Source organism: Amycolatopsis albispora (genome assembly GCF_003312875.1).
GTDB lineage: Bacteria > Actinomycetota > Actinomycetes > Mycobacteriales > Pseudonocardiaceae > Amycolatopsis > Amycolatopsis albispora.
This window is the reverse complement of record NZ_CP015163.1, coordinates 5,837,811-5,864,194: the sequence shown is the minus strand read 5'-3', so window position 1 is coordinate 5,864,194 and position 26,384 is coordinate 5,837,811. Positions and strand designations below refer to the sequence as shown.

The 26,384-nt window shown below is 69.6% G+C and carries 25 protein-coding genes and 1 tRNA gene; 14 read left to right on the top strand and 12 right to left on the bottom strand.

What is annotated here, in order from left to right; all coding sequences use genetic code 11:
- Position 1: 1 nt before the first annotated feature.
- Entirely contained in the window at positions 2-1,786 is a 1,785-nt protein-coding gene (gene leuA / locus A4R43_RS27660) for a 2-isopropylmalate synthase (protein WP_113694978.1), read from the bottom strand.
- Between the two features lie 326 nt (positions 1,787-2,112).
- Between leuA and A4R43_RS27655 the strand changes: the two genes are divergently transcribed.
- On the top strand, positions 2,113-2,469 hold the full coding sequence (locus A4R43_RS27655; protein ID WP_113697929.1) for a hypothetical protein: 357 nt from the start codon (positions 2,113-2,115) through the stop codon (positions 2,467-2,469).
- Between the two features lie 4 nt (positions 2,470-2,473).
- Here A4R43_RS27655 and A4R43_RS27650 read toward each other — a convergent pair whose 3' ends face one another.
- Positions 2,474-3,055, bottom strand: coding sequence for a nitroreductase family protein (locus A4R43_RS27650; protein ID WP_113694977.1), 582 nt, complete (start codon positions 3,053-3,055; stop codon positions 2,474-2,476).
- Complete coding sequence (locus tag A4R43_RS27645; RefSeq protein WP_236808313.1) at positions 3,055-4,305, bottom strand: glycosyltransferase family protein; 1,251 nt, start codon at positions 4,303-4,305, stop codon at positions 3,055-3,057. Before A4R43_RS27645 ends, A4R43_RS27650 begins: the two co-directional genes overlap by 1 nt.
- Positions 4,306-4,449: 144 nt before the next feature.
- On the opposite strand from A4R43_RS27645, the gene A4R43_RS27640 reads away from it, so the two are divergent.
- From A4R43_RS27640 to A4R43_RS27625, 4 genes are all read left to right on the top strand, one after another.
- Complete coding sequence (locus A4R43_RS27640) at positions 4,450-5,715, top strand: aspartate kinase (protein WP_113694976.1); 1,266 nt, start codon at positions 4,450-4,452, stop codon at positions 5,713-5,715.
- 2 nt (positions 5,716-5,717) lie between these two features.
- On the top strand, positions 5,718-6,782 hold the full coding sequence (locus A4R43_RS27635; RefSeq protein ID WP_113694975.1) for an aspartate-semialdehyde dehydrogenase: 1,065 nt from the start codon (positions 5,718-5,720) through the stop codon (positions 6,780-6,782).
- Positions 6,783-6,911: 129 nt separating this feature from the next.
- Positions 6,912-8,102, top strand: coding sequence for an RtcB family protein (locus A4R43_RS27630; protein WP_113694974.1), 1,191 nt, complete (start codon positions 6,912-6,914; stop codon positions 8,100-8,102).
- A 775-nt stretch (positions 8,103-8,877) separates the two neighbouring features.
- Positions 8,878-9,261: a hypothetical protein gene (locus tag A4R43_RS27625; protein WP_113694973.1), complete on the top strand. Its 384-nt coding sequence runs from the start codon at positions 8,878-8,880 to the stop codon at positions 9,259-9,261.
- A gap of 103 nt (positions 9,262-9,364) precedes the next feature.
- Here the strand turns inward: A4R43_RS27625 and A4R43_RS27620 are convergent, their stop codons facing one another.
- Positions 9,365-10,558, bottom strand: a complete 1,194-nt coding sequence (locus tag A4R43_RS27620) for an MFS transporter (protein ID WP_236808311.1) — start codon at positions 10,556-10,558, stop codon at positions 9,365-9,367.
- Between the two features lie 145 nt (positions 10,559-10,703).
- Here A4R43_RS27620 and A4R43_RS27615 point away from each other — a divergent pair, with 145 nt between their 5' ends.
- The 3 genes from A4R43_RS27615 (at position 10,704) to A4R43_RS27605 (ending at position 13,590) form a co-directional block, all read left to right on the top strand.
- Entirely contained in the window at positions 10,704-11,156 is a 453-nt protein-coding gene (locus A4R43_RS27615; RefSeq protein ID WP_113694972.1) for a Fur family transcriptional regulator, read from the top strand.
- The gene (locus A4R43_RS27610) at positions 11,153-12,595 is read left to right on the top strand and encodes a catalase (RefSeq protein WP_113694971.1); all 1,443 of its coding nucleotides are present in this window, start codon (positions 11,153-11,155) and stop codon (positions 12,593-12,595) included. Before A4R43_RS27615 ends, A4R43_RS27610 begins: the two co-directional genes overlap by 4 nt.
- Before the next feature lie 455 nt (positions 12,596-13,050).
- The gene (locus tag A4R43_RS27605) at positions 13,051-13,590 is read left to right on the top strand and encodes a hypothetical protein (protein WP_113694970.1); all 540 of its coding nucleotides are present in this window, start codon (positions 13,051-13,053) and stop codon (positions 13,588-13,590) included.
- 85 nt (positions 13,591-13,675) lie between these two features.
- Here A4R43_RS27605 and A4R43_RS27600 read toward each other — a convergent pair whose 3' ends face one another.
- Entirely contained in the window at positions 13,676-14,731 is a 1,056-nt protein-coding gene (locus tag A4R43_RS27600) for an alpha/beta hydrolase (protein WP_113694969.1), read from the bottom strand.
- 185 nt (positions 14,732-14,916) lie between these two features.
- Here A4R43_RS27600 and A4R43_RS27595 point away from each other — a divergent pair, with 185 nt between their 5' ends.
- The 3 genes from A4R43_RS27595 to A4R43_RS27585 all read left to right on the top strand — a co-directional run bounded on the left by A4R43_RS27595 (position 14,917) and on the right by A4R43_RS27585 (position 16,518).
- On the top strand, positions 14,917-15,480 hold the full coding sequence (locus tag A4R43_RS27595) for an NADPH-dependent FMN reductase (RefSeq protein ID WP_236808310.1): 564 nt from the start codon (positions 14,917-14,919) through the stop codon (positions 15,478-15,480).
- A gap of 115 nt (positions 15,481-15,595) precedes the next feature.
- Positions 15,596-16,027, top strand: coding sequence for an organic hydroperoxide resistance protein (locus tag A4R43_RS27590; protein WP_113694968.1), 432 nt, complete (start codon positions 15,596-15,598; stop codon positions 16,025-16,027).
- Between the two features lie 14 nt (positions 16,028-16,041).
- On the top strand, positions 16,042-16,518 hold the full coding sequence (locus A4R43_RS27585) for a Dps family protein (RefSeq protein WP_113694967.1): 477 nt from the start codon (positions 16,042-16,044) through the stop codon (positions 16,516-16,518).
- A gap of 67 nt (positions 16,519-16,585) precedes the next feature.
- Here the strand turns inward: A4R43_RS27585 and A4R43_RS27580 are convergent, their stop codons facing one another.
- Positions 16,586-18,415: a prolyl oligopeptidase family serine peptidase gene (locus A4R43_RS27580; protein WP_162788616.1), complete on the bottom strand. Its 1,830-nt coding sequence runs from the start codon at positions 18,413-18,415 to the stop codon at positions 16,586-16,588.
- Between the two features lie 98 nt (positions 18,416-18,513).
- On the opposite strand from A4R43_RS27580, the gene A4R43_RS27575 reads away from it, so the two are divergent.
- A complete protein-coding gene (locus tag A4R43_RS27575; protein WP_236808309.1) occupies positions 18,514-19,281 on the top strand; it encodes a class I SAM-dependent methyltransferase in 768 nt (255 codons plus the stop codon).
- Positions 19,282-19,362: 81 nt separating this feature from the next.
- On the top strand, positions 19,363-19,836 hold the full coding sequence (locus A4R43_RS27570; protein ID WP_113694965.1) for a hypothetical protein: 474 nt from the start codon (positions 19,363-19,365) through the stop codon (positions 19,834-19,836).
- Between the two features lie 161 nt (positions 19,837-19,997).
- Here A4R43_RS27570 and A4R43_RS27565 read toward each other — a convergent pair.
- From A4R43_RS27565 to A4R43_RS27555, 3 genes are all read right to left on the bottom strand, one after another.
- Positions 19,998-20,071 (bottom strand) — tRNA-Pro (locus A4R43_RS27565).
- Between the two features lie 32 nt (positions 20,072-20,103).
- Positions 20,104-21,030 (bottom strand): metallophosphoesterase, encoded by a 927-nt coding sequence (locus tag A4R43_RS27560; RefSeq protein WP_418190857.1) that lies wholly within the window; start codon positions 21,028-21,030, stop codon positions 20,104-20,106.
- A 119-nt stretch (positions 21,031-21,149) separates the two neighbouring features.
- Positions 21,150-23,306: a transglycosylase domain-containing protein gene (locus A4R43_RS27555; protein WP_113694964.1), complete on the bottom strand. Its 2,157-nt coding sequence runs from the start codon at positions 23,304-23,306 to the stop codon at positions 21,150-21,152.
- 320 nt (positions 23,307-23,626) lie between these two features.
- Between A4R43_RS27555 and A4R43_RS27550 the strand changes: the two genes are divergently transcribed.
- Positions 23,627-23,941 (top strand): WhiB family transcriptional regulator, encoded by a 315-nt coding sequence (locus A4R43_RS27550; protein WP_113694963.1) that lies wholly within the window; start codon positions 23,627-23,629, stop codon positions 23,939-23,941.
- 1 nt (position 23,942) lies between these two features.
- Here the strand turns inward: A4R43_RS27550 and bagB are convergent, their stop codons facing one another.
- Genes bagB through A4R43_RS27535 form a run of 3 tightly spaced genes read right to left on the bottom strand, consistent with a single transcriptional unit; the run spans position 23,943 to position 26,365 of the window.
- Positions 23,943-25,070 (bottom strand): ATPase BagB, encoded by a 1,128-nt coding sequence (gene bagB / locus A4R43_RS27545; protein WP_113694962.1) that lies wholly within the window; start codon positions 25,068-25,070, stop codon positions 23,943-23,945.
- A complete protein-coding gene (gene bagA / locus A4R43_RS27540) occupies positions 25,070-26,074 on the bottom strand; it encodes an ATPase BagA (RefSeq protein ID WP_113694961.1) in 1,005 nt (334 codons plus the stop codon). The genes bagB and bagA overlap by 1 nt, the downstream gene beginning before the upstream one ends.
- Before the next feature lie 21 nt (positions 26,075-26,095).
- Positions 26,096-26,365 (bottom strand): hypothetical protein, encoded by a 270-nt coding sequence (locus A4R43_RS27535; protein ID WP_335645109.1) that lies wholly within the window; start codon positions 26,363-26,365, stop codon positions 26,096-26,098.
- Positions 26,366-26,384: the final 19 nt, after the last annotated feature.

Genomic DNA, 26,384 nt, shown 5'->3' with positions numbered 1-26,384 from the left:
CTCAGCGGTGCGAGCGGTTCACCGCGGACACCACGGCCCGCAGCGAAGCGGTGACGATCGACGGGTCCACGCCGACGCCCCAGAACACGCGGTCGTCGATCGCGCATTCGATGTAGGACGCCGCCTTCGCGTCGTCACCGGGGGTGAGCGTGTGCTCGCTGTAGTCCAGCAGCCGCAGGTCGAAGCCGACCCCGGCCAGCGCGTCGAAGAACGCCGCGATCGGGCCGTTGCCGCGGCCGGTGATGTCGTGCTCGTCGCCGTCCACCCGGACCGTCGCGGCGATCTCGTACTCACCGCCGCCGCTGTCGGTGACGTGCTGGCGCACCAGCTCCAGCGGCACCTTCGGCTCCAGGTACTCGGCCGAGAAGGCCTCCCACATGGTCGTCGGGTCCACCTCGCCACCAGCGGTGTCGGTGTGCCGCTGGATGGTCTTGGAGAACTCGATCTGCAGCCGCCGCGGCAGGTCCAGCTGGTGCTCACTCTTCATGATGTAGGCGACGCCGCCCTTGCCGGACTGCGAGTTCACCCGGATCACGGCCTCGTAGTTGCGGCCGACGTCCTTCGGGTCGATCGGCAGGTAGGGCACCTCCCACGGGTGCTCGTCCACCGGTACGCCCGCCTTCTCGGCCTGCTTGGCCAGCGCGTCCAGGCCCTTGTTGATGGCGTCCTGGTGGCTGCCGGAGAACGCGGTGAACACCAGGTCGCCGCCCCACGGGCTGCGCTCGGGCACCGGCAGCTGGTTGCAGTACTCGACCGTGCGCTTGATCTCGTCCATGTCGGAGAAGTCGATCTGCGGGTCGATGCCCTGGCTGTACAGGTTCATGCCCAGCGCGACCAGGTCCACGTTGCCGGTGCGCTCGCCGTTGCCGAACAGGCAGCCCTCGATCCGGTCCGCCCCGGCCTGGTAGCCCAGCTCGGCGGCGGCGATGCCGGTGCCGCGGTCGTTGTGCGGGTGCAGCGACAGGATCACCGAGTCGCGGCGCTCCAGGTTGCGGTGCATCCACTCGATCGAGTCCGCGTAGACGTTCGGCGTGGCCATCTCGACGGTGGCAGGCAGGTTCAGGATCGCCGGGCGGGCCGGGGTCGGCTGCCAGATGTCGGTGACCGCGTTGCACACCTCGGCCGCGTAGGACAGCTCGGTGCCGGTGTAGGACTCGGGCGAGTACTGGAAGCGGAAGTCGGTGTCGGAGTACTTGGCCGCGTACTCCACCACCAGCTCGGCGGCCTGCAGCGCGATCTTCTTGATGCCCTCGCGTTCCTCGCGGAAGACCACCCGGCGCTGCAGGATCGAGGTCGAGTTGTAGATGTGCACGATCGCCCGCGGCGCGCCTTCGAGCGCCTGGAAGGTGCGCTCGATCAGCTCGGGGCGGCACTGGGTCAGCACCTGGATGTGCACGTCGTCGGGGATCGCGCCCTCGTCGATGATCTCGCGCACGAAGTCGAAGTCGGTCTGGCTGGCGGCCGGGAAGCCGACCTCGATCTCCTTGTAGCCCATGCGCACCAGCAGCTCGAAGAACTTGCGCTTGCGGGCTGGCGACATCGGGTCGATCAGGGCCTGGTTGCCGTCACGCAGGTCGACCGCGCACCACAGCGGCGCGCGCTCGATGCGGCGGTCGGGCCAGGTGCGGTCGGCCAGTTCGATGTTCTCGACCAGCTCGAACCACGGGCGGTAGCGGTGTACCGGCATGGAGGTGCCGCGCTGGGGATTCCACTCGGGCTGACCGGCGGGCGCGGGACGGGACGGTTTGCGGATCCGGCTGGCCGCGGGCTTTTCGGGCGTGCTCATGTTCTGGCTACTCCTGCTGCTTCGAAAGTCGGGGGAAACGACCGGCGCGGTGTTTTGCCAGCACCACAAAGCCCCGCGACGAGGAGCCGGTCTGGTCAGGCCCCGTCGCGGCAGCGAAGCAGGAGAGCGCGTGCCACGCCGGTCAGCTTAACCACGGTTACGGCTCGGGAACAAACCCGCAGCTGTTACTCACAAGTAGCCTCGGGTGGCTTCGGCGTGCGAAACTGCCAGGCATGGGTGAGCACTCCGAGAAGTCCGCGAAGGGTCAGGAAGAGGCCCCGACGCAGGCGTTGCCGCCGGTCGCGGGCACGCCGGCACGGGCGGAGATGTTCCGCGAGGAAGAAGTGGCCGAAGCCGAGGAGCGCCGCCGGGTGAACTGGCGCGCGACCAGGGCGAAGATCGGCGGCTTGCTGGCGGCGGTGGTCCGCTGGATCGGGCTGATCTTCGCGTTGATCCTGGCGGTCCACGTGATCCTGACCGTCGGCGGCGCGAATCCGGACAACAGCATCACGCAGTTCATCCGAAGCTGGGCCGAGCCACTGTCCCTCGGCTTCGGCGACCTGTTCACCAACATCTCCGACCCGAAGGCGCAGGTGCTGGTCAACTACGGCATCGCGGCGATCTTCTGGCTGATCGTCTCGTCGATCCTGGCCAAGATCCTGCGCCGCCTCGGCGGGGTCTGACCGGCTAGAAGGACCGGCCCCAGCGGCCGGTGAAGGCGAATTCCGACAGCGGCACGCGCCGCCGGGCCGCCTGTTCGCGGTCCCGGCGCCGGTCGTCCAGCTGGGCTGGGTCGCCCGGCGTGCCGACGGCGATGGCGACCAGCGGCACGACCTCGTCCGGCAGGTCGAACTCGCGCCGCACCAGGTGCGGGTTGAACCCCGCCATCTGGTGCGCGACCAGCCCCTCCGCGATCGCCTGGAGCACCAGGTTCTCGCTGGCCAGGCCCAGCCCGTACTCGGCGTACGGGATGTCGCCCTTCTCGTTCGCGGTGACCACGGCCCCGATCAGCAGCGCCCCCGCGCGGTGCGCCCACGACTGGTTCCCCGAGTTCAGCGCACCGAGAATGCCTTCGAACGTCTTGTCCCCGCGAAAGCCGACCAGGTACCGCGCGGGCTGCGTGTTGCCGTAGGACGGCGCCCAGCGCGCGGCCTCGAGCAGCGCGGTCACCTGCGCCCTGGTCACCACGGCCGTCTCGTCGAGCGCCCGCGGGCTCCACCGCCGCCGGATCAGCTCGTGGACCGGCACACTCGTCTCGGCGTCCTTCATCAGATCGCATACTGCCAAATCGTCAGCGAGTGCGCGCCGAACCACGCGCTGGCCACGGCCGCCGCCGTCAGCGTGAGCACCACCGTCGACGTCCGGCGTTTCGCCAGCGCCAGCGCGACCGGGATGAGCAGGGTGAACGCGGGCACCAGCAGCCTGGCCTTCGAGTTCATCAGCCCGTTCGAGCCGAGGTCCATCACCAGCACGCCGATGCCGTAGAGCACCAGCGGCAGCTCCAGCCGCTGCTTGACGGCGATCACCACCAGCACCAGCGCCGCCACCAGCACCGCGATGGTGGCTATCTCCAGCACGTTGCCGGAATGGCCGAGCGCCTTCCCGGCGAAGGTCACCGCGGCCACGCCCCAGTCGAACCGCGAGTCCCAGCCGCGTTGCTGCAGGTCCGTCCACGCCTGCAGTTGCTCGAACCAGCCCGCGCCGGGCCGTATCCGAGTGCCGACCCAGGTCAGGTAACCGACCAGGCCGACCGGCGCCAGCAGCAGCCCGGCCAGCGGGTGCCAGATCTCGCGCCGCCGCACCACGTGCACCAGCACCGCGACACCGATCGCGAGCAGCACCGCCGCCGCGGTCGGGCGCACCAGCCCGGCCACCGCGGCGCAGGCGCCGGCGGCCAGCCACTGGTGCCGGAGCACGAAGACCAGCGCCCACGCGGCCGCGGCGCAGAACATCGACTCCGAGTAGGCCATCGACAGCACCACGCCCATCGGCGAGGCGGCGAACAGCACCACCAGGATGAGCCCGGTCCTGGTCGAACCACCGCGGATCAGCTCGCCGAGCCGCACCAGCGCGTAGGCCGTCAGCACGCCGAAGAAGCCACTGAGGAACAGCGCGGCGGTGGTCAGCTGGAGCCCGGTGAGCTCGGTGAGCCAGCGGATCGCGGTCGGATAACCGGGGAAGAACGCGAGCGGGGTTTCGTCGCTGCGGTTGCCGAACGCGTCGACCAGCCCCGGCGGTACTCCCGCGTAACCGCCCTGCGCGATGCCGAGGAACCACTCGCCGTCCCACGAGCGCAGCGCCTCGCGAGTTGTGGTGTTGTTCACTCCGGAAAGGACGGACAGCACCACCACGCCGAGCTGGCGCACGGCCAGGAACAGCAGTGCGGGCAACAGAAAGAAACCGGCTCTGCGCACCCTGTCCCGGCGTTCGTCCTGCCGCCGGTGGTGCGCGCCGCCGGAATTCCCGCCGCGCCCGGCATCGGCGGCGCCAGTCAGGTCGGTCACCGAGGTGCTGGACACGCCGACCAGGGTAGACGAGCAGGTCATCGGCAGTGGCCGGGGCCACATGAGGGCACGCCCGAACTGCCCGATCCCGGTAGGCTCACCGACTGAGTCGAATTCGATGGAGCGGGCTCGCGCCCGCTCGGCGAGGAGGTTCGGGCCGTGGCGCTCGTAGTCCAGAAGTACGGCGGATCGTCGTTGGAGAGCGCTGATCGGATCAAGCGCGTGGCCGAGCGGATCGTGGCCACAAAAAAGGCCGGGAACGAGGTGGTGGTGGTCTGCTCGGCGATGGGCGACACCACCGACGAACTGCTCGACCTGGCCCAGCAGGTGAACCCGGTACCGCCGGAGCGGGAAATGGACATGCTGCTCACCGCGGGTGAGCGCATCTCCAACGCGCTGGTCGCCATGGCCATCTCCGCGCAGGGCGCGCAGGCCTGGTCGTTCACCGGATCGCAGGCCGGGGTGGTGACGACGGCCGTGCACGGGAACGCGCGGATCATCGACGTCACGCCGAGCCGGGTCAGCGAAGCACTGGAACAGGGTTACGTCGCGCTGGTCGCCGGATTCCAGGGCGTGGCGCAGGACACCAAGGACATCACCACGCTCGGCCGCGGTGGCTCGGACACCACCGCGGTGGCGCTGGCCGCCGCGCTGAACGCCGACGTGTGCGAGATCTATTCCGATGTGGACGGTGTGTACTCCGCCGACCCGCGGATCGTGCCGGACGCGCGGAAGCTGGACACCGTGCCGTACGAGGAAATGCTGGAGCTGGCGGCGAGCGGCTCGAAGATTCTGCACCTGCGGTCGGTGGAGTACGCGCGGCGCTACGGCGTGCCGATCCGAGTCCGTTCTTCCTACAGTGACAAGCCGGGCACGACGGTGGCCGGATCGATCGAGGAGATCCCCGTGGAACAAGCGTTGATCACCGGTGTGGCGCACGACCGCTCCGAAGCCAAGATCACGGTGACCGGGGTGCCGGACCACGCCGGTGCCGCCGCCCGCATCTTCCGGGTGATCGCCGACGCCGAGATCGACATCGACATGGTGCTGCAGAACGTGTCCAACACCTCGTCGGGGCGCACGGACATCACCTTCACGCTGTCGAAGGCCAACGGGCCCAAGGCGGTCGCGGCGCTGGAGAAGATCAAGGAGGAGCTGGGCTTCTCCTCGGTGCTCTACGACGACCACGTCGGCAAGGTCTCGCTCGTCGGCGCCGGCATGCGCTCGCACCCCGGTGTCACCGCCACCTTCTGCGAGGCGCTGTCCAAGGTCGGGGTGAACATCGAAATCATCAACACCTCCGAGATCCGGATCTCCGTGCTGATCCGGGACGCGCAGCTCGACGACGCGGTGCGCGCCATCCATGACGCATTCGAACTGGGCGGCGACGAAGAGGCCGTCGTCTACGCGGGAAGTGGGCGGTAGAAATGGCTCCTGTACTGGCTCTGGTCGGTGCCACCGGCGCGGTGGGCACCGTGATGATCGACATCATCAACCACCGGGAAACCGTGCCGTGGGGCGAAATCCGGCTGATCGCGTCGGCGCGGTCGGCGGGCAAGAAGCTCACCGTGCGTGGTGAGGAGCTGACCGTCATCGAGCTGACCGCGGAGGCGTTCGACGGCGTCGACGTGGCGATGTTCGACGTGCCGGACGAGATCTCCGCGGAATGGGCGCCGGTCGCGGCCGCGCGGGGCGCGGTGGCCGTGGACAACTCCGGCGCGTTCCGGATGGACGACCAGGTGCCGCTGGTGGTGCCGGAGGTGAACGCGGACAAGGTCGGCGAGCGCCCGCGCGGCATCATCGCGAACCCGAACTGCACCACGCTGTCGATGATGGCGGCACTCGGCGCGCTGCACCGCGAGTTCGAGCTGAAGGAGCTCGTGGTCGCGTCGTACCAGGCGGTTTCGGGTGCGGGCAAGGAAGGCGTCGACCGGCTCTACGCCGAACTCGAGGCGGTCGCGGGCAAGCCGGTCGGGGTGTCCGCCGGTGACGTGCGCGCGACGCTGGAGTCGGCTGGTCTGTCCATTTCGGACTCCCCGTTCCCGGCGCCGCTGGCCTACAACGTGGTGCCGTCGGCGGGTTCCTACAAGGGCGACGGCTGGTACTCCGAAGAACTCAAGGTGCGCAACGAATCCCGCAAGATCCTCGGCATCCCGGACCTGAAGGTGTCGGCGACCTGCGTGCGGGTGCCGGTGGTCACCACGCATTCGCTGGCCGTGCACGCGACCTTCGCGCGGGAGGTCACCGTGGAGGAAGCGCACAAGGTGCTCGAAGCGCAGCCGACGATCGTGCTGGTGGACGACCCGGAGAACAACGTGTTCCCGACGCCGGGTGACGTGGTCGGCGAGGACCCGACCTACGTCGGCCGGGTGCGCCAGGCGCTGGACTTCCCGAACACGCTGGACTTCTTCGTGTGCGGGGACAACCTGCGCAAGGGCGCGGCGCTGAACACCTACGAGATCGCCGAAACCCTGGCCCCGCAACTGGGCTGAGTAGTTTCCCGGACAGGCCGTGGGTGCGCGCTGGCACCCACGGCCTTTCCGTTGTCAAAACCGGTTGTCCGGATCGGCTTTCCCGGCGACGCTGGTGGGAGACAGCAGATCACTGGGAAAGGAACAGCCATGTACACCGCGGTGGAGGGTGCTCGCGTGCCGATCCGGATGTGGGCGGACCCGCATTCGGTGGAGGAGCAGGCGATGCGTCAGCTCCACAATGTCGCCAACCTCCCGTGGGTGCACGGGGTGGCCGTGATGCCGGACGTGCACTACGGGAAGGGCGCCACCGTCGGGAGCGTGATCGCCATGCGCGACGCGGTCTCCCCGGCGGCTGTCGGCGTGGACATCGGGTGCGGGATGAGCGCGGTGCGCACCTCGCTCACCGCCGCCGACCTGCCCGACGACCTCGGCAAGCTGCGGCGCCGCATCGAATCCGCGGTGCCGGTCGGCTTCGGCATGCACCGCACGCCGGTGAACACCGCGCGGGTGCACGGGGTCGGCGGCTGGGCGGAGTTCTGGAACCGGTTCGGTGAGCTGCACGCGGGTGTGCAGGACCTGCGTGAACGCGCGCACCGGCAGGTGGGGAGCCTCGGTGGTGGGAACCACTTCATCGAGGTTTGCCTCGAGCAGGGCGGTCCCGACGAGGGGCGGGTGTGGCTGATGCTGCACTCGGGTTCGCGGAACATCGGCAAGGAGCTGGCGGAGCGGCACATGAGCGTGGCGCGGAAGCTGCCGCACAACGCGGATCTGCCGGACCGCGACCTGGCGGTGTTTGTGGCGGGCACGCCGGAAATGCAGGCGTACCGGCGGGATTTGTTCTGGGCGCAGGATTACGCCGCCCGCAACCGGGCGACGATGGTCGCGCTGGTGAAGCAGGCGGTCAAGGACGAACTCCCGCAGGTTGCTTTCGACGACGCCATTTCCTGCCATCACAATTATGTTTCGGAGGAAACGTACGACGGTGTGGATTTGCTGGTGACGCGAAAGGGCGCGATCCGGGCGGGTTCGGGGGATCTCGGGATCATTCCGGGCAGCATGGGTACCGGCTCGTACATCGTGCGCGGGCTGGGCAACGAGGCTTCCTTCGAGTCCGCCTCCCACGGCGCCGGGCGTCGCATGTCGCGGAACAAGGCGAAGAAGCTGTACACCGCCGCGGACCTCGCCGCCCAGACCGACGGCGTCGAATGCCGGAAGGACTCGGGCGTGGTGGACGAAATCCCGGCCGCCTACAAGGACATCGACTCGGTGATCGCGGCGCAGTCGGACCTGGTCGAGGTGGTCGCGCACCTGAAGCAGGTCATCTGCGTGAAGGGCTGAGCTTCGGCCCCTTGTCACGAATGTGGCTTTCGAGACGCCAAACGTCTCGAAAGCCACATTCGTGACACCCCCACGCCTCCGCCACCCCGCGCTCATCCCGCCCAACCAACCCCGCGACCCATCCGAAGTACCCGGCTCCGTAACGCACATCCGAGTCACCCAAGCCCCACCTTCGAAGCGCGGGACCCCAACAACATGCCAAATCCCGAGCCACCCAACAAACATTCGAAGCGCCGGAGCCCAACAAAATCCCGAGCCCCGAGCCCACCCAACACACATTCGAAGCACCGACGCCCGCACCAGCACATCCGAAGTAGCCCAGTCACCCAACGCATCCGAATCGTCCGAGCCCCCACCCGACATCCGAACCCACCCGGTCACCCACCGGCCCAGCTCTACCAACCAAAGGGGAACCACCCAAACCCCCCGCCCCACCCCGGTCCACAGCCAAAAACACGGCGGGGATGGTCTTGTCAAGGCACGCTTTCCCGCCTTGACAAGACCATCCCCGCCGTAGTCACACTGAAATCGCGGGGTGGGCCCCGCTCCGCATGTTCCCTGGTCCATCCACACCGGCTCCCGCCATCCACAGGCAGCCCCAGAACCTCCCACCCACCCCCGCAACCTGAGTACGCTGGACTCGGGGACGCCCCCCAGGGATGGGCGGGGGTGTAGGTTCGTCCGCCGCAACAAGGCCAAAGGAGGCCCGAGGGCACGTGTGACCCGGTAGCGGGGGCTCGTGGCTGCGGCGCCGGATTCGAGTAGGTTGGGCGCTATGACCAAATTCGCTGGACGACACCTGATCGGGATCGCGGTGCTGGGGCTGGTGCTCGCCGGGTGTGACGAGGTGTCGCAGGCGGTGGACCAGGCCAACAACGCCACGAGCAAAGCCGCCGCGTGTACTGAGGCGCTGGGGATCGCGAACTTCGATCCCAACGTCAACCCCGAGCAGTTGCAGGCCGAGGCCGGGGAGAAGGCCACCAAGCTGCGCGAGCTGGGCAACCAGGTCGCCGAGCAGGACGTCCAGCAGACGCTGTTCGCGATGGCCGACTCCTACGTCGAGCTGGAGCAGCGCAAGACCGACCAGCTCGGCAACGTCAACGACTGGCTGCAGCGCAGTCTCACCAATCTCGAGCAGCTGCAGAAAGCCTGCCTCTGAGCAAGCTCGGCCTCCGAGAAGGCTCCGCCTCCAAGAAAGCTCGGCGGCTGAGAAAGCTGCACCGCTGAGAAAGCTGCACCGCTGAGAAAGCTCCGCGGAAACCCTAGGACCCGGCCGGTGCCCGTACCGCGGTGCGGGCACCGAACCGGACCCGCAGCGCGATGCCCACCGACGCCAGCGCGAGCCCGCCCAGGCCCGACGCCACGAAACCCCAGCCCGGCGCCGAGTGGTCCATCACAAAACCGACCACCGGCCCGCCGATGGCCAGGCCGATCCGGGTGGCCGAGTCCTGCAGGCCCATCGCCTCGCCGCGCACCCGCACCGGCGCCAGCGAGCTGACCGCCTCGGTGGTCGCGGCGAGCGTCGGCGCGCAGACCAGGTTCGCGGGCACGAGCACCAGCGCGAGCAGCCACCACGGCGTGTCGACCAGGCCGACCGGGATGGTCAGCACGGCCAGCAGCACCATCAGCGTCACCTGCGAAAGCGACCGGTGAACCGCACCGTGCACGATGCCGCCGACCAGCGAAGCCACGCACATCAACGCGATCACCACGCCGGTCCAGTCGACCTCGCCGTTCTCCCGCAGTGACGCCAGCGCCGCCAGCTCCATGCCGACCAGCACAAAAAGCGCGCCGGTGGCGATCAGCAGCGTGGCGACCAGCTCCCGGCTCAGCCACGACCGCAGCGGCGGCCGCTCGCCGGTGACCACCTCGTGGTCCGCGCGCACCGGCGGGTTCATCAGGTACAGCAGCACCGCGACCACCCCGGACAGCGCGCCGATCGAGGTCAGCGCGGCCGCCGACGACACCTGCGTGCTGATCAGGATCCCCAGCGACGGCCCGATCATGAAGGTCACTTCGACCGACACGGTGTCCAGCGAGTACGCCGTGCGCCGCTGCGCCGCCGGCACCTGCGCGGCGAGCACCTGCCTGGCGATCGAACCAGCCGGCACGGCGAGCAGCCCCGCTGGCAGCGCGACCAGCACGAGTGCCAGGTACGGCAGGTGCGGGGTCGCCAGGAGGTAACCGGCCGAGACCACCCCGCACACGGCCACCACCGGCCGCAGCCCGTACCGGTCGATGGCCCGCCCGATCAGCGGCGCGCCGAGCGCGCTGCCCGCCGTGGTCGCGGTGCCGACCAGCCCGGCCTCGCCGTACCCACGGCCGAGGTCGGTGACCACGTGCAGCGTCAGCGTGATGCCCATGGCGGTGATCGGCAGCCGGGCGAAGAACATCAGCAGCATCGAGCTGGGCACCGACGGCAGGGCGAGCAGGCGGCGGTACGGCTGAAGGGGCACGTGACCGATGACACCAATTCCTGGTACACCCGTGCAACTTCTTTCCGCGTGGGGATCTTCATGCCCCGCCTGCGGATCTTCACCCACCCCAACCGGGGAGGTTTTCTTGACTCATTCCAGATAACCGCGTAAAGCTGTAGTGGTCATGTCAACGCAGCAAAGCCCCGTGCGGCACCACCTCCGAGCGGCCGGTCTCCGCGTCACCGCGCCGCGGGTGGCCGTGCTCGAGTGGCTCGCGGACCACCCGCACACGACGGCCGACCAGGTCGCCGCCGGGGTCCGCGAACGGCTCGGCTCGGTTTCCACCCAGGCCGTCTACGACGTGCTCGGTGCCTGCGCGGGCGCGGACCTGGTCCGCCGGATCGAACCCGCCGGCCACCCGGCCCGGTTCGAAACCAGGACCGGCGACAACCACCACCACCTGGTGTGCCGCGCCTGCGGCCGCACCGAAGACGTCGACTGCGTGCGCGGCGCTTCGCCGTGCCTGGAGCCCTCGGCCACCGCGGGCTTCCTGATCGACGAGGCGGAGATCGTGTTCTGGGGTCTCTGCCCCGACTGCGCCAGTCAATCCCACCACTCCAAGGAGGCATCGGCGTGACCAAGCCGACCACGAACAACGTGGGCATCCCGGTCGCCAGCGACAACGACTCGCTGACGCTGGGCGCCAACGGCCCGATCCTGCTGCAGGACCACTACCTCATCGAGAAGAACGCGCAGTTCAACCGCGAGCGCGTGCCGGAGCGCGTGGTCCACGCCAAGGGCGGCGGTGCGTTCGGCTTTCTCGAGGTCACCGAGGACGTCAGCCAGTTCACCAAGGCCGCGCTGTTCCAGCCGGGCACCCGCACCGAGAGCGTCATCCGGTTCTCCTCGGTGGCCGGTGAGAACGGCTCGCCGGACACCTGGCGCGACCCGCGCGGTTTCGCCGTGAAGTTCTACACCAGCCAGGGCAACTACGACCTGGTCGGCAACAACACGCCGGTGTTCTTCATCCGCGACCCGATCAAGTTCCCCGACTTCATCCACTCGCAGAAGCGCCGCGCCGACAACCACCTGCGCGACCACAACATGCAGTGGGACTTCTGGACGCTGCGCCCGGAGTCGGCGCACCAGGTGACCTGGCTGATGGGCGATCGCGGCATCCCATCGAACTGGCGCGAGATGAACGGCTACGGCTCGCACACCTTCCTGTGGGAGAACGCCGGCGGCGAGAAGTTCTGGGTCAAGTACCACTTCAAGACCGACCAGGGCATCGGTTACCTGACCCAGGCCGAGGCCGACCGCATCGCCGGTGAGGACGCGGACTACTACATCCGCGACCTGTTCAAGAACATCGAGAAGGGCAACCACCCCAGCTGGACGCTCTACGTCCAGGTGATGCCCTACGCCGAGGCGGCGGACTACCGGTTCAACCCGTTCGACCTGACCAAGGTGTGGCCGCAGGGCGACTACCCGCTGATCAAGGTCGGCCGCTACGTGCTCGACCGCAACCCGTCGAACTACTTCGCCGAGATCGAGCAGGCTGCCTTCGAGCCCGCCAACCTGGTGCCGGGCATCGGCCCGTCGCCGGACAAGATGCTGCAGGGCAGGCTGTTCGCCTACCCGGACGCGCACCGCTACCGGATCGGCGCGAACTACACCCAGCTGCCGGTCAACGCGCCGAAGTCGCCGGTGAACAGCTACTCGCGCGACGGCCAGATGCGGTTCAACAACCCGGGCGACCCGGTCTACGCGCCCAACTCGTTCGGCGGCCCGCACGCCGACGCGAGCCTGGCGTCGGAGACGGCGTCGTCGTACGGCGTGGAGGACGAGGTCATCCGCTCGGCCTACAAGCTGCACGCCGAGGACGACGACTTCGGGCAGCCGGGCACGCTGGTGCGTGAGGTGATGGACGACGCGCAGCGCGAGCGGCTGGCGAGCAACATCATCGGCCACGCGTCGAACGAGGTCTCCCAGCCGGTGCTGGAGCGCGTGTTCGAGTACTGGCGCAACGTGGACAAGAACCTCGGCGACAAGGTCGCCGCGGCGTTCCAGAAGTAACTACCGCCCTCTGGGGCGGACGCTCCCACCACACGCGGCCCCGTGGAGTCCACTTCGGACTCCACGGGGCCGCTTCCTCCCGCGCTCACCCTGGCCTGGGACGGCTGGGGAGATTGCGACGAACGTGGGTGACCGCCGCCCCGATGGTCTAGCCGACACGCCCGCACCACGGGGTGATGGTGGGAATTGATCATCCAATTAGGTCTATCGGGTGGCCGTGCCGCTCGAACGGGTGGGCCGGTGGCTGTGCGTGGCGATCCGGGCCGCGCCGGATGATCAACCTAGCGAGCCTGAAGCTTCGCGGGGTAATCAGTTGCGGGCTATTTCCGCGAAAACGAATTCATCAGGTGAGCGCGCGAAAAGCGCCTTTGCCGGTGATCGGGTGGCCCCCGGCCAACACGGTTGGTATCCATTGTCGGGTCAGGTCTGAGACTTTCAGAGGCCGGAGGTAGGAAATGAAAGGCATTATTGCCCGCTCGATTGCCGCGATCGCGGTCGGCAGCCTGCTGGCGGTGGCCTCGTCCGGAGTCGCCGCGGCGAGCGTCGTGGACAACGGCAAGGGTGCCTCCAGCACCCAGGCGGCCGGTGCCAGGGTGCTCGAGCTGCGCGACCAGCTCGCCAAGGTCGCCTATGCCGGGGACGTCTCCGGCACGCAGGGTGCGGTCGGTCAGCTCGACCCGCTGCTGACCGATCTGGCGGCGGGCGACCGCTACGCGATCCAGTCCGAAGCCCAGGAAACCGCAGGTGTGGCCCGTGACTACAACACCGAGGTGTCCCGGGTGCTGAAGACCCCGAACTCCGAACCGCGCCAGGTGCCGCCGGTGCCAGGGCTGCCCCCGCTGCCCGACCCGCTGACCATGGTCTCCGGCTTGCTCCAGTCGCTGCTGACCACGCTGACCACGCTGCTGGGCAGCCTGCTCGGCGGGGCCACCGTCCCGGCGGTGCCGCTGCCGGTGCCGGCGGTACCGGCGGTGCCCGCACTGCCCGCACCCTGATCGGAAAAGCGCCAGCCCGACCCGATGAATCGGGGGGATCCGTAATCCCGGCACGGGAGAAATCCCGTGCCGGGATTACGGTTGTTCAATTCTTCTTCTTGCTCAGGCCGAGCCGGAGCGCACCGGCGGCTTCGGCGGTCGCCTCGCGGAAACGGCGGCCGACGCCGAGGAAGTTCACATATCCGTGGATCAGGTCCTCCTGGCGGCTGAGCGCCACCGGCACCCCCGCCGCCTCCAGTTTCTTCGCGTATTCCTCGCCCTCGTCCCGCAGCGGGTCGAACCCGGCGGTGGCCAGGTAGGCGGGCGGCAGCCCGCTGAGGTCGTCGGCCAGCAGCGGGGAGAGCCGCACGTCGGTCCGGTCGACGCCCTCGGGCGCGTAGTGGTCGATGAACCAGGTCATCTGCGCGTCGGTGAGAAAGAACCCGTCACCGAAGATCTCCCGCGACCGGCGGCGCGTGCTCGCGTCCACCCCCGGGTAGAACAGCAGCTGGAAGGCCGGGGCCGGGCCGCCGCGCCGGGTGGTCACCAGCGCGGTGACCGCGGCCAGGTTGCCGCCCGCGCTGTCCCCGCCGACCGCGATCCGCGCCGGGTCCGCGCCCAGCTCGCCCGCCTTGGCGTAGGCGTAGTCGAAGGCCGTCAGCGCGTCGTCCACGGCCGCTGGGAACGGGTTCTCGGGCGCCAGCCGGTACTCCACCGACAGCACCCGCACGCCGGCGTGCTTGGCCAGGAAGCGCGCGGTGTTGTCGTGGCTGTTCCTGGTGCCGACCACCCAGCCGCCGCCGTGGAAGAACACCAGCAGCCCGGACGGTTCCGGCAGCCCTTCCGGCGTGTACAGCGTCGCCGGGACCTCACCGGCTTCCGCGGGGATGAGCAGCTCGCGCGTGTGCACGGGTTGGACGGGCTTGCCGCTGACCAGGTGGCGGGCCACGTCGAGGTCCGCGCGCGAGCGTTCCACCGAGGTTCCGGCCAGTTCGGCGCCGGTGAGCTGCTGCAACCGGAGCAGCAACTGCGCGTCGAGCGCGAGTTCCTGCCCGTCCATCCGGATCGGGCGCCCGGCGATCAGCCGTTTGACCGGCGTCGGCAGGGCGTAGAGGACCTGGGCCGCGGCGGCTTGCACGCGGATCTGCACGGGCACGGTCATGGTGAGCTTCCTCCCGGCCGAGATACTGGCGGTATGAGACTACTTGTCAGTAGCAACGCTCGCCAGGGCCGGTTGTGACGTGGAACTCGGGTGGAATGCCTGGTCCTCCAGTTAAGTGGAGGGACTAGCCTCGATTGAGTGAAGGGTGTCAGGCTGACTGGGGACGGGAAGGCGCGGTGATGGGGATGGCCATCAAGGTGGTGGGCCTCGGCGGCTCGCTGCGAGACGGTTCCCAGACCGAGCGCGCCCTCCGGCTGGCACTGGCCGGCGCCGAGACCGCGGGCGCCGAAACCGTCGCTATCACCGGCTCCGAGCTGGTGCTGCCGTTCTACGACGCCACCGACGTCGACCGCGGCCCGGAAGCCGCCTACCTGGTGGAAACCCTGCGCACCGCCGACGGCGTGATCATCGCCTCACCCGGCTACCACGGCGCCCTGTCCGGCCTGGTCAAGAACGCCCTGGACTACATCGAGGACCTGCGTGGCGACGAACGCCCGTACCTCGACGGCCGCGCTGTCGGCCTCGCCTCGATCGCCTTCGGCTGGCAGGCCTCGGTCGCCACGCTCGCCCAGCTCCGCACCATCACGCACTCGCTGCGCGGGTGGCCGACGCCGCTCGGCGGCGCGATCAACTCCGCCGAGGTCAAGTTCGACGAGGCCGGTGGCTGCTCGTCGGAGAAGGCCGAGTTCACCCTCCGCACCATCGGCGCGCAGGTGGTCGAGTTCGCGCGGTACCGCGCCGGTCGCTGATTGATCTTCCGCCCGGTGGGTAACCAGGCTGGGTGACGCCTGTCATGACACGGCATGCATCCCCGGCCGCCTGGCGTTATACCAGGTGGACACCCGACAACGGAGGAAGGCGACGATGGTCCAGGCGCTCTACACCGCCGAAGCGGTCGCCCGAGGTGAAGGTCGCGACGGCGAAGTCACCTCGTCCGACGGAATCATCGACGAAACCCTGACCACGCCGAAGGAACTCGGCGGTCCGGGTGGGGAGCACACCAACCCGGAGCAGCTGTTCGCCGCCGGTTACGCGGCCTGCTTCCACAGCGCGCTGAAGGCGGCCGCCCGGCAGCTGAAGACCGACCCCGGCGACTCCCAGGTCACCGCCAGGGTCGGGATCGGCAAGAACGACCTGGGGAAGTTCGAACTGACCGTCGAACTCGAGGCCAGGCTCAGCGGGATGGAGCAGGGCAAGGCGGACGAACTGGTCGCCGAGGCGCACCAGCTCTGCCCGTACTCCAGCGCCACCCGCGGCAACATCGAGGTCAAGGTCACCGCCACCACCACGGATTGAGAGGGCAGCACACCATGGCCAACGCGCCGATCAAGAGTCCGCTCAGCGAGAGCGACAAGGAAGTCACCGGCAACGCCCTGCAGGCGACCCTGGTCGACCTCATCGACCTGTCCCTGATCGCCAAGCAGGCGCACTGGAACGTGGTCGGGAAGAACTTCCGCAGCGTGCACCTCCAGCTCGACGAGCTGGTGGACACCGCGCGGACCTACACCGACTCCGTGGCCGAGCGGGCCAACGCCATCGGGGTCTCCCCGAACGGCAAGGCGAAGACGGTGGTCGCCAGCTCGGGCCTGCCGGACTTCCCGGACAACTGGCAGTCCGACGAGAAGACCGTCGCCGCCATCGTCGACATCCTCGCCGAGCTGATCCAGCGGCTGCGCAAGCGCATCGACGAGACCGACAAGAGCGACCTGGTCACCCAGGACCTGCTGATCGAGATCACCAACAAGCTCGAAGAGGCCCACTGGATGTGGCAGGCCCAGGCCGCCTGACGAACGCGGGAACGTCACGAATGTGGCTTTCGAGACGCCAAACGTCTCGAAAGCCACATTCGTGACATCAGCGGAGGCCGAGGGCGCGCAGGGCGAAGTGCACCTCGATGGCGGTCTGCTTCACCGTCTCCGCGATGACCAGCGAGCCGTGCCCGGCGTCGTAGCGGTAGAACTCGTACGGCGCCGCGCGCGCGGCCAGCTTGTCCAGGTAGTTCTCGATCTGCCGGATCGGGCAGCGCGGGTCGTTGTCCCCGGCCAGCACCAGCACCGGCGCGGCCACCGCGTCCACGTAGGTGATGGGGGAGCACTCGCGGTACACCGCGGGCACGTCCTCCGGTGAACCGCCGAACAGCGCCCGGTCGAACGAGCGCAGCTGCTCCATCTCGTCCTCGTAAGCGGCGACGTAGTCCGCCACCGGCACGCCCGCGACTCCCGCCGCCCAGCGCGAAGGCTGGGTGCCCAGCGCCAGCAGGGTCAGGTAGCCGCCCCAGGAAGCGCCGCTGACCACGCACTTCGCCGGGTCCGCCAGTCCACTTTCGACCGCCCAGTCGTGCACCGCGGCCACGTCTTCCAGCTCGGTCAGCCCCGGCCTGCCCTCGATCGCGTCCCGCCAGGCCGAGCCGTAGCCGGTGGACCCGCGGTAGTTCACCTCGACCACCGCGAACCCGGCGTCGAGCCAGGCCGCGCGGTAGGCGGAGAACCGGTCCTCGTCGGCCGCGTGGGGACCGCCGTGCAGCGCGAAAACCGTGGGGACCGGGCCGGTACCGGCCGGCCGCGAGACGAGCGCGTGGATGCGGCCGCCGACGCCCTCGACGAAGGCGTCCACCAGCGGCACCGACTCCGGCGCGCGCTCACCCGGCGGCGCGAGCAGGACGCGCTCGTCACCGTCGGCGGTCCGCGCGCGGATCACCGGCGGTTTCGCGGCGTTCGACCACGAGTACTCGACCGTGCCGTCCGGGCGCACGCCCGCGCCGCCGATGCGCCCCGGCGGTGTGTCCAATGAGGACAGTTCGCCGGTGGACAGGTCGTACCGGTACAGCGAGCTGCGGCCCTGGTGGAAGTGCACCACGAGCAGCGCGTCGGCCCGCGGGTACCAGCCCGCGCTGACCTCACCGGGCAGATCGAGATCGAGTTCGGTCTCGGTGTCCGCGGCGACGTCCCAGACGAGCAGCTCCTCGCGGCCCCGGCGTTCGTGCAGCAGCAGGAGCCGCTGGTCACCGGAAACCGGGGAGAACTCCAGCGGGGTCAGGCCCTTGCCTTCGCCGTCCCACTTGTCGGCGACCGCGGCGAAGTCCTCGGTGCGCAGCACGCGCACGGCCGGGTGGCGCGAGTCACCGTGCTCGGAATGTGAGATGGCGACGAGGGTTTCGTCACGGGAGAGCCCGGCGACCCCGGCGTCGTCGGGGTGGCGGTAGAAGGTCTTCGTCTCGCCACCGGTGTGCGCGAACAGCTCGCTGCCTTCGTCGGTGGACACGCCGACCACCACCATGCGGTGCCCGATGTCCAGCCCGGCGGGATAACCGTCGTGCACGTCCGGGATCGCGGGCGTGGCCGCGCCCGCCTCGGCTTCGAACGGCTGGCGCACCCACGAGCCGAACTCGTCGCCGTCGGTGTCGTTGAACCACCAGATCCACCGGCCGTCGGGCGAGGGCACCGCGTGCAGCGTGCCGTTGGGCCGGTCGGTGACCCGGCGGTGCGTGCCGGTGGCGCGGTCCCAGGCGTAGACCTCCCAGACGCCGCTGGAGTTGGAGACGTAGATGTTGGCGTCGGGCGCGTCGATGGCCCATTCGGGCACCGACATCCGCGGCGCGCCGAAGCGGGCGCGCCACCGCGCTTCGGCCGCCTCGTCGTCGAAGAGCCGTTCGGGGACCTGGGCGGGTGGGTACTGGGTGCTCACGGCTCGATCCTGCCAGCTTGCGCCATCGGGGTGGCCGCGGGCGGTGTTCGGGAATCTTTTTCGCCAACGGAGGTGGTCGTGGCCGTACTGTGTGCGGAGTGCAGGAGGCATTCGCGCCGGGACGTCCCCCGTTCGAGCTCTCGGAGGTGTCCGCGCGCGTCGGCGCCGAGCGGACGGCCTTCGCCCTGCGCTGGATCCGGCCGGGCATGCGCGTGCTCGACCTCGGCTGCGGAACCGGGGTGACCACGCACGGGCTGGCTTCGGCGGCCGACGAGCTGCGGGTGGTCGGGGTGGACCACGTGCCAGGCCCGGTCGGCGAGAGCGCGGGCTACGCGGTCGGTTCGTCCATTGTGGACTTCGTAGCCGGTTCCGAATACGCGCTGCCGTTGCCGGAGGGCGGGATCGACCTGGCTTTCGCGCACGGCCTGTTCGAGACGGTCTCGCGGCCGGACGCGGTGCTCGCCGAACTGTGGCGGGTGCTGCGGCCCGGCGGCGTGCTCGCTCTGTCCACTCCGGACTGGAGCCGGGCGAAGCTGCGGCCGAAGACGGCGAACGTGGTCGCCGCGCTGCGCGGGTACTACCTGCTGCGGCGCCGCGACGGCGGTGACCCGTTCGCCGGGCGCGGCATCGCGGCGGCGGTGGCCAGTGCCGGGTTCGGGAACGTGCGCGAACACGTTCGGCACCGGGCGGACCTGACCTACCGGGAGCTGTCGCGCGAGGTGGAGAACGGGCTGATCGCCGGGCTGGAGTCGGCCGGGGCGGACCACCCGCAGCTGGCCAGCGCGGCCCGCAGCGCCTGGGTGTGGTCGCGGGGCGGGGACGGCCAGTTCAGCCAGTGCTGGGTGGACGTCGTCGCCAATCGATAACGGACTATCACCCACATCGGTCAAGAAGCAACCTGAGCGCCGGGGGAGACGTCTTCCTGTTCACGACGGAGGGAGACGGGGATGAGCGTGATCACCGCGGGCGTGCTGGCGTCGGCGTTGCTGGTGGCACCGGTGGACGGGGGTGGGGTGCTCGGGCCGGACGGGTACAAGGCGCTGCACCTGGGCCAGCCGGAGGCGGTCGCCGAATCGACGGGGCTGCTGGTCGACAAGGACGCCGGGAGCGCGTGCCACCTGTACCACCTGCACCCGGACGAGGGGCAGACGAACGTCGGCAGCGGGGTGTTCGCCGATCCGGCGCTCGGCCTGGTGATGATCGGGGGCACCGCGAAGTCGCACACACCGGAAGGCATCACGCTGGGCTCGCGGGAGTTCCAGGTGCGCCGGGCCTACCCGAACCTGGAACCGGTCACCCCGGTCCCCGGCGTGTTCCGCACCCCGGTCCCGGCCCACCCGGACCGCCACTACCGCTTCGCCTTCCACCAGGGCCGCGTCACCGATTTCGCCCTGGAATCCACCAACATGGGCACCTGCTAACGCACCACAACAACCAACGCTCCCAAGGTGACCACCCCGATGGGGGTCCAGGGGGCTTGCCCCCTGGCGGGGGCCCGGGGGTCCGACCCCCGGAAGACGCGGCAACGAAAAGACCCCTGTTCGCGCTCTCCGCGAACAGGGGTCTCCCCACTTTTCTTGCGTCGGGGTGGCGGGATTTGAACCCACGACCTCCTCGACCCGAACGAGGCACGCTACCAAGCTGCGCCACACCCCGAGGTACTTCTTCTTAACGGGCCGAGGAGAAGTCTAGCGGACGTCCGTGCGGGCTTTGCGGCGGGTCGCCTTCTGGTGCCTTGGGGGCTGTTCGTCGCGGGCGACCAGGGTCAGCAGGCTGGCTTCGGGCGGGCAGGCGAACCGCACGGGCGCGTACGGCGAGGTGCCGAGACCGGCGGAAACGTGCAGCCACATGTTGGCGCCCCAGCGGGACAGGCCGCGGGCGCGGCTGCGGTCGAGCGCGCAGTTGGTCACCAGCGCGCCGTAGCCGGGGATGCGCAGCTGCCCGCCGTGGGTGTGCCCGGCGAAGACGAGGTCGTACCCGTCGGCGGCGAACGGGTCGAGCACGCGCGGCTCCGGCGAGTGGGTGACGCCGATGCGCAGCGCGGCTTCGCGGTCGGCTTGACCGGCGATGTCGGCGTACCGGTCGCGGTGCAGGTGCGGGTCGTCCACCCCGGCGGCGAACACCTGCTGCCCGGCGACGTCGACGGTGCGCCGGACGTGGGTCAGGTCGAGCCAGCCGTGTTCGATCAGCGCGGCCCGCAGGTCCCGCCACGGCAGGTGCAGCCCGTGGATCAGCTTCTTGCGGCCCTTCGGCATCAGGTAGCGCGCCGGGTTCTTCGGCTTGGGGCCGTAGTAGTCGTTGCTGCCGAAGACGAACACGCCGGGCACCTCGAGCAGCGGGTTGAGCGCGCGCAGCACCGACGGCACGGCCTGCCGGTGCGCGAGGTTGTCGCCGGTGTTGACCACGAGGTCCGGCTTCAGCTCGCTCAGCGCGGCCACCCACTGCTGCTTGGAGCGCTGCCCCGGCAGCATGTGGAGATCGGAGATGTGCAGCACCTTGATCGGGCGCGAACCCGGTGCCAGCACGGGGATTTCCTCGGTGCGCAGGGTCCAGTGCCTGCGCTCGATCCCGGCGGCGTAACCGAGGCCGGCCGCGCCGACGGCGACCGTGCCCAGTGCGAGGTTCCGAATTCGCTTGCCCTGCTGACCGGTGTTCCCAGTGCTACCCTGCGTGCTCACATCATCCACAATACGGTGTCAACGCCCTGCCCGGGTGACGATGTCGTCCGTGCGGCCTATCGGCGGCCCGCCCGTTCGAACCGCGGGTCGGACGGGGGCAGCGGCAGCGCCTCCTGGCCCTCGAGAATCTTCGACATCGCGCCGAACCAGGTGCGGGCCGGGGTCTTGCCACCGAACATGTTCCCGGTGCCGCAGGTGTAGACGTTGCCGACGCCGCCGTCGCAGATCCCGCCGCGGCCGCCTTCCGGCCGGAACACCATCGCCGCGCCGGCCAGTTGCGGGGTGGCGCCGACGAAGGTCGCCGAGCCGTTGCCCTGGGTGGTCCCGGTCTTGCCGATCATCGGCCGGCTCCAGCCGACGCCCTGCGCCGCGCCGGCCGAGGTGCCCGGCGGGATGTCGTCCTTGCTCATGCCGACCGCGAGCGAGTTCGCCAGCGGCTCCTCGATCACCTGCTCGCAGCCCTGCTCCTTGACCGGCACCGGCTTGCCGTCGCGGTCGAGCACCTGCGCGATCGGCGTCGGCGGGCACCACACGCCGCCGCTCATGATGGTGGCGGCGACGTTCGCCAGCTCCAGGCCGGAGGTCGGGCTCGGGCCGAGGGTGAACGAACCCTGGCCGGGCGAGCGGTCGCTCGGGCCGAAGAAGGTGGCCTGGCTGACGTTCTCGCCGGACTCCTGCGACTCCGGCTTCACCGGGCCGCCGCCGAGGTTGCTGGCCATCGTCTCGCGCAGGCCGAGGCGGCTCGCCATGTCCACCACCGGGCCCATTCCGGTTTGTTCCTCGAGAATGACAAAACCGGTGTTCGGTGAGGTCGCCAGCGCGTTCTGCAGGCTCATCGAACCGCCGAATCCCTCACTGGCGTTCGTGAGGCAGTAGGCACGGGTACCGCGTGCCACCGTCGGGCACTGCGGACCACCACCGGTGAACACCTTCGAGGTGTACGAACTCGGCGTCTGGATCGTGCTGTGAATACCGGCGACGCCCTTTTCCAGTGCGGCCGCGGCGGTGAAGATCTTGTAGCTCGAGCCGGCGCCACCGGTGTTGTAGATGCCCGACGGCAGGGCGAACTGCGTTTGCCCGCGACTGGCGTCCGGCCCGTAGTCCCGGTTCGCCGCGAGCGCCACCACCTCGTGCCGGTCCTTGCCGGGTTTCACCAGTGAAAGCGTGTTCGCCACGTTCTTCTGGTTCTTCTTCACCTGCGTTTCCGCGGACACCTTGGCCTCGTGATTGGCCTTCTGGTCCATGGTGGTGCGAATGGTGTACCCGCCGGTGTACAGGTCGTCCTTGGACATCCCGCTCTTGAGCAGGTAGTCCTCCACGTACTGGCAGAAGAAACCGTTCTCCGGACCGGCGCCGGTGCAGTTCGCGGCCGGTTTGGACGGTGCGCCCTCGACCACGCCCAGCGGCTCGGCCTTGAGCCGCTCGGCGTCCTCGCGCGCCAGCTTGAAGTTGTCCACCATGCGGTCGAGCACCAGGTTGCGGCGCTCGGTGGCGCGCTCCGGGTTCTTCCACGGGTCGAACATGATCGGGTTGTTCACCAGGCCGGCCAGCAACGCCGATTCCTTGGCGTCGAGCTCCTTCGGCGTCTTGTTGAAGTACGCCTTCGCGGCCGCGCCGATGCCGTAGATCTGCCGGGAGAACTCGACCACGTTCAGGTAGCCGGCCAGGATCTGGTCCTTGCTCATCTTCGTTTCGAGCTGGATCGCGATCCGCGCTTCCTTGAGCTTCCGGGCAATGGAAGCTTCCTGTGCTTTTTCCTGCCCGACCTTGTTGTCCCGGTAGACCACGTTGATCAGGTAGTTCTTGACGTACTGCTGGGTCAGCGTGGACGCGCCCTGGGTGTCCCCGTCGCTGGCGTTGGAGATCGCCGCGCGCATGGTGCCCTTCCAGTCCACCCCGCGGTGCTCGAAGAACCGGCGGTCCTCCACCGAGATCAGCGCGTACTTCATCGCGTCGGAGATCTCGTTCGCCGCGGTCGGGATCCGGTACTGGGAGTACAGCGTCGCGATGGGCTTGCCGTCCCGGTCGGTCACCGTCGTGACCAGCGGCGGAGGGTCGGTGGCGAGGTCCGACGACATGCTGTCGACGGTCTCGCTCGCCTGGTTGGAGACCACCCCGGCGGCACCGGCGACCGGGAACAGCACCCCGGCGACCAGCACCCCCGCGAGCAGGCAGAGGCCGAGCAGCTTGAACAGTCCGTCCGCTTTCCGCACGCGCTCCAGCGTACGCGTGCCACGTGTGGCTCCAGTGACCTCCGGTGACCTCGGGTGGCGTGTGCAGAGGTAACGAAAGACCACCGGCAACTTGGCGCGGGAACCGATGGCCAATACAGTCCGTCACAACTCACGGAATGAGCCAACGGATGGGTTAGTCCTCGCCCGAGTGGACTAATCGGTTCGGCGGTACCGGTGGCCAAGGGAGGGCCCCCGGGTCGACGTGAGCAGAGGGAGACCGGCTCGCGGGTACCAGGGTGTCTATGCTGCACCCCGGGGAGGCCCGCCTGCGGGATCGAACAGGTAGGGAGCTTGGGGGCATGGAAAACAACCAGTCTGATTGGCGAGTCCACGCGTCCTGCCGGGACAGCGATCCGGACGAGCTGTTTGTCCGGGGTGCCGAGCAGAACCGCGCGAAGCTCGTCTGCATGGGCTGCCAGGTGCGCACGGAATGCCTGGCCGAGGCGCTGGACAGCCGGATCAGCTTCGGGGTCTGGGGCGGGATGACCGAACGGGAACGCCGCGCGCTGCTGCGCCGCCGCCCGGACGTGGTGTCCTGGCAGGAACTGCTGATGACGGCCAAGCGCGAGTTCGCCGGCGTCGACGAAGAGGAAGCCACCGTCCGCGCGGGCTAGTTCACCCGCCGGCCAGCCGGTCCCCGATGTCACGCAGTCCGTCGAGATCGTGCACGTCACTCGGCAGCGCGGGCACCCCCACCACGGGGACCCCGGGATGGGCCTTGGTGAACCTGGCCAGCAGCCGCCGTTCGCGCTCGGCGAGCGCGACCCGGTCGGCGTGCAGCCGGAGCACGGCCACCGCCAGCGGCGCCGGCTTGGCCGCCCGCTCCAGCGAGTCCGCCGCGGCCAGCGCCTTGGGCGCGGACAGCTCGGCGAGCACCGGGTGGGTGCGGTTCGCCACCAGCCCGGCCAGCGGCATGGCTTCCTCCGACAACCGTTCCACGAAGTAACTGGCCTCGCGCAGGGCGTCCGGCTCCGGCGCGGCCACCACCACGAACGCGGTGCCCTGCGAGCGCAGCAGTTCGGCGGTCTTGCGCGCGCGCTCGCGGAAGCCGCCGAACATGGTGTCGAAGGCCTGCATGAACGCCGACGCGTCGGTCAGCAGCTGTCCGCCGATGATCGTGGAGACGGCCTTGGCGAACATGCTGAACCCGGCGCCGACCACCTTGCGCAGGCCCCAGCTGCCCGCCTTCGCCGGACCGGTGAGCAGCCGGATCATCCGGCCGTCGAGCGCGGTGGACAGCCGGGTCGGCGCGTCCAGGAAGTCCAGCGCCGACCGGCTGGGCGGGGTGTCGACGATGATCAGGTCCCAGTCGCCGGTGGCGGCGAGCTGGCCCAGCTTCTCCATCGCCATGTACTCCTGCGTGCCGGAGAACGAGGTGGAGATGGTCTGGTAGAAGGGGTTCGCCAGCAGCTGCTCGGCGCGTTCCGGCCCGGCGTGCACGCGCACCATGTCGTCGAAGGTGCGGCGCATGTCGAGCATCATCGCCCACAGCTCGCCCTTCGGCTCGAAGCCCTCGACGCTGACCTGCCGCGGGTGGTTGCCGAGTTCCCGCAGGCCCAGCGCCTGGGCCAGGCGGCGGGCCGGGTCGATGGTGAGCACCACGGTCTGCCTGCCGCGTTCGGCCGCGCGCAGGGCCAGCGCGGCCGCGGTGGTGGTCTTGCCGACGCCGCCGGAACCGCAGCAGACGATCACGCGGGTGTTCTCGTCGTCGATCAAGGCGTCCATGTCGAGCACTTCGGCCATCAGCGCACCCCCTGGTCGACCAGTGCTTCGGCGAGGTCGTAGAGCGCGGCCACATCCACCCCGTCGGTCAGGTCGGGCAGTTCGATGGTCGGCAGGTCGGCTTCGGCGAGCTGCTCGCGGGCGCGTTGCTCGGCGGCCACCCGGATGGCGTGCTCGACGGTCTCCTCGACCAGCGCGTCCAGGGTTTCGCCGTCCAGTTCCAGCCCGGCCGAGGTGAGCCCGGCACGCACCCGCGAGGCGTCCACGCGGCCGTCGGCGGCGGCGGTCACCGAGCGGGCGGGCAGGCGCGGCGGGCGGACCCGGTTGACCAGCACCGCGCCCGGGCGCAGGTCGGCGCCGTCGAGTTCGGCGACCGCCTCGACGGTCTCGCGCACCGGCATCTCTTCGAGCAGGGTGACCAGGTGGACGGCGGTTTCGCCGGAGTGCAGCAGGCGCACCACGCCCTCGGCCTGGCCGCGGATCGGGCCGGTCTTGGCCAGGTCGGTGAGCGCCTTGGTGACGTCGAGGAACTTGACCACGCGGCCGGTGGGCGGCGAGTCCACCACCACCGCGTCGTAGGCGTAGCGGCCGTCGGACTCGGTGCGCCGCACGCACTCCTTGATCTTGCCGGTGAGCAGCACGTCACGCAGGCCGGGCGCGAGCGTGGTGGCGAACTCGATGGCACCCATCCGGCGCAGCGTCCGCCCGGCGAAGCCCAGGTTGTAGAACATCTCGAAGTACTCGAGCAGCGCGGCCTCGGCGTCGATGTGCAGGGCGCGGACCTCACCGCCGCCCGGCGCGGAGGCGATCCGCTGCTCGGCGTACGGCAGTGGCTCGGTGTCGAAGAGCTGGGCGACCCCCTGCCTGCCCTCGACCTCGACCAGCAGCACCCGGCGGCCGCCGTGGGCGAGCGCCAGCGCCAGCGCGGCGGCGAGCGTGGTCTTCCCGGTGCCGCCCTTGCCGGTGACGAAGTGGAGCCGGGCTCTGGCGAGTTCGTCGGTCCAGCCGGCCAGGGGTGTGGTCACCTCGCCAGCCTAATTGAGCTTCTAGCCAGTGAGCAGCAGAACGCCGACGGCCGCGACCACCGTCACGGCCGCCACCCAGCTGACCACCGGCGGCAGCACGGTGAGAACCAGCAGGGTGAGCACGGCCAGCGCGGTCAGCGACACCGCCCCGGAAACCGCCACCGAGCTGGACGACTGTGTCCGATCACGCACCTTCGCCATGATCATCGGCACGCCGGCCAGCCCGGGCAGCACCAGCACCACGGCCGCGACGATCCGCCAGGTCTCCACGCGGTCGAACTTAGTGGTCACCCGGACTTCCGATGGCAAC

Excerpts from the sequence above, each read along its gene's own strand:
- A4R43_RS27635 (WP_113694975.1), top strand. The coding sequence starts at position 5,718 with ATGGCTCCTGTACTGGCTCTGGTCGGTGCCACCGGCGCGGTGGGCACC.
- A4R43_RS27650 (WP_113694977.1), bottom strand. The coding sequence starts at position 3,055 with ATGAAGGACGCCGAGACGAGTGTGCCGGTCCACGAGCTGATCCGGCGG.
- A4R43_RS27630 (WP_113694974.1), top strand. The coding sequence starts at position 6,912 with ATGTACACCGCGGTGGAGGGTGCTCGCGTGCCGATCCGGATGTGGGCG.
- A4R43_RS27615 (WP_113694972.1), top strand. The coding sequence starts at position 10,704 with ATGTCAACGCAGCAAAGCCCCGTGCGGCACCACCTCCGAGCGGCCGGT.
- A4R43_RS27600 (WP_113694969.1), bottom strand. The coding sequence starts at position 14,731 with ATGACCGTGCCCGTGCAGATCCGCGTGCAAGCCGCCGCGGCCCAGGTC.
- A4R43_RS27625 (WP_113694973.1), top strand. The coding sequence starts at position 8,878 with ATGACCAAATTCGCTGGACGACACCTGATCGGGATCGCGGTGCTGGGG.
- A4R43_RS27595 (WP_236808310.1), top strand. The coding sequence starts at position 14,917 with ATGGCCATCAAGGTGGTGGGCCTCGGCGGCTCGCTGCGAGACGGTTCC.
- A4R43_RS27590 (WP_113694968.1), top strand. The coding sequence starts at position 15,596 with ATGGTCCAGGCGCTCTACACCGCCGAAGCGGTCGCCCGAGGTGAAGGT.
- A4R43_RS27585 (WP_113694967.1), top strand. The coding sequence starts at position 16,042 with ATGGCCAACGCGCCGATCAAGAGTCCGCTCAGCGAGAGCGACAAGGAA.
- leuA (WP_113694978.1), bottom strand. The coding sequence starts at position 1,786 with ATGAGCACGCCCGAAAAGCCCGCGGCCAGCCGGATCCGCAAACCGTCC.
- A4R43_RS27570 (WP_113694965.1), top strand. The coding sequence starts at position 19,363 with ATGAGCGTGATCACCGCGGGCGTGCTGGCGTCGGCGTTGCTGGTGGCA.
- A4R43_RS27550 (WP_113694963.1), top strand. The coding sequence starts at position 23,627 with ATGGAAAACAACCAGTCTGATTGGCGAGTCCACGCGTCCTGCCGGGAC.
- A4R43_RS27655 (WP_113697929.1), top strand. The coding sequence starts at position 2,113 with ATGTTCCGCGAGGAAGAAGTGGCCGAAGCCGAGGAGCGCCGCCGGGTG.
- A4R43_RS27605 (WP_113694970.1), top strand. The coding sequence starts at position 13,051 with ATGAAAGGCATTATTGCCCGCTCGATTGCCGCGATCGCGGTCGGCAGC.
- bagB (WP_113694962.1), bottom strand. The coding sequence starts at position 25,070 with ATGGCCGAAGTGCTCGACATGGACGCCTTGATCGACGACGAGAACACC.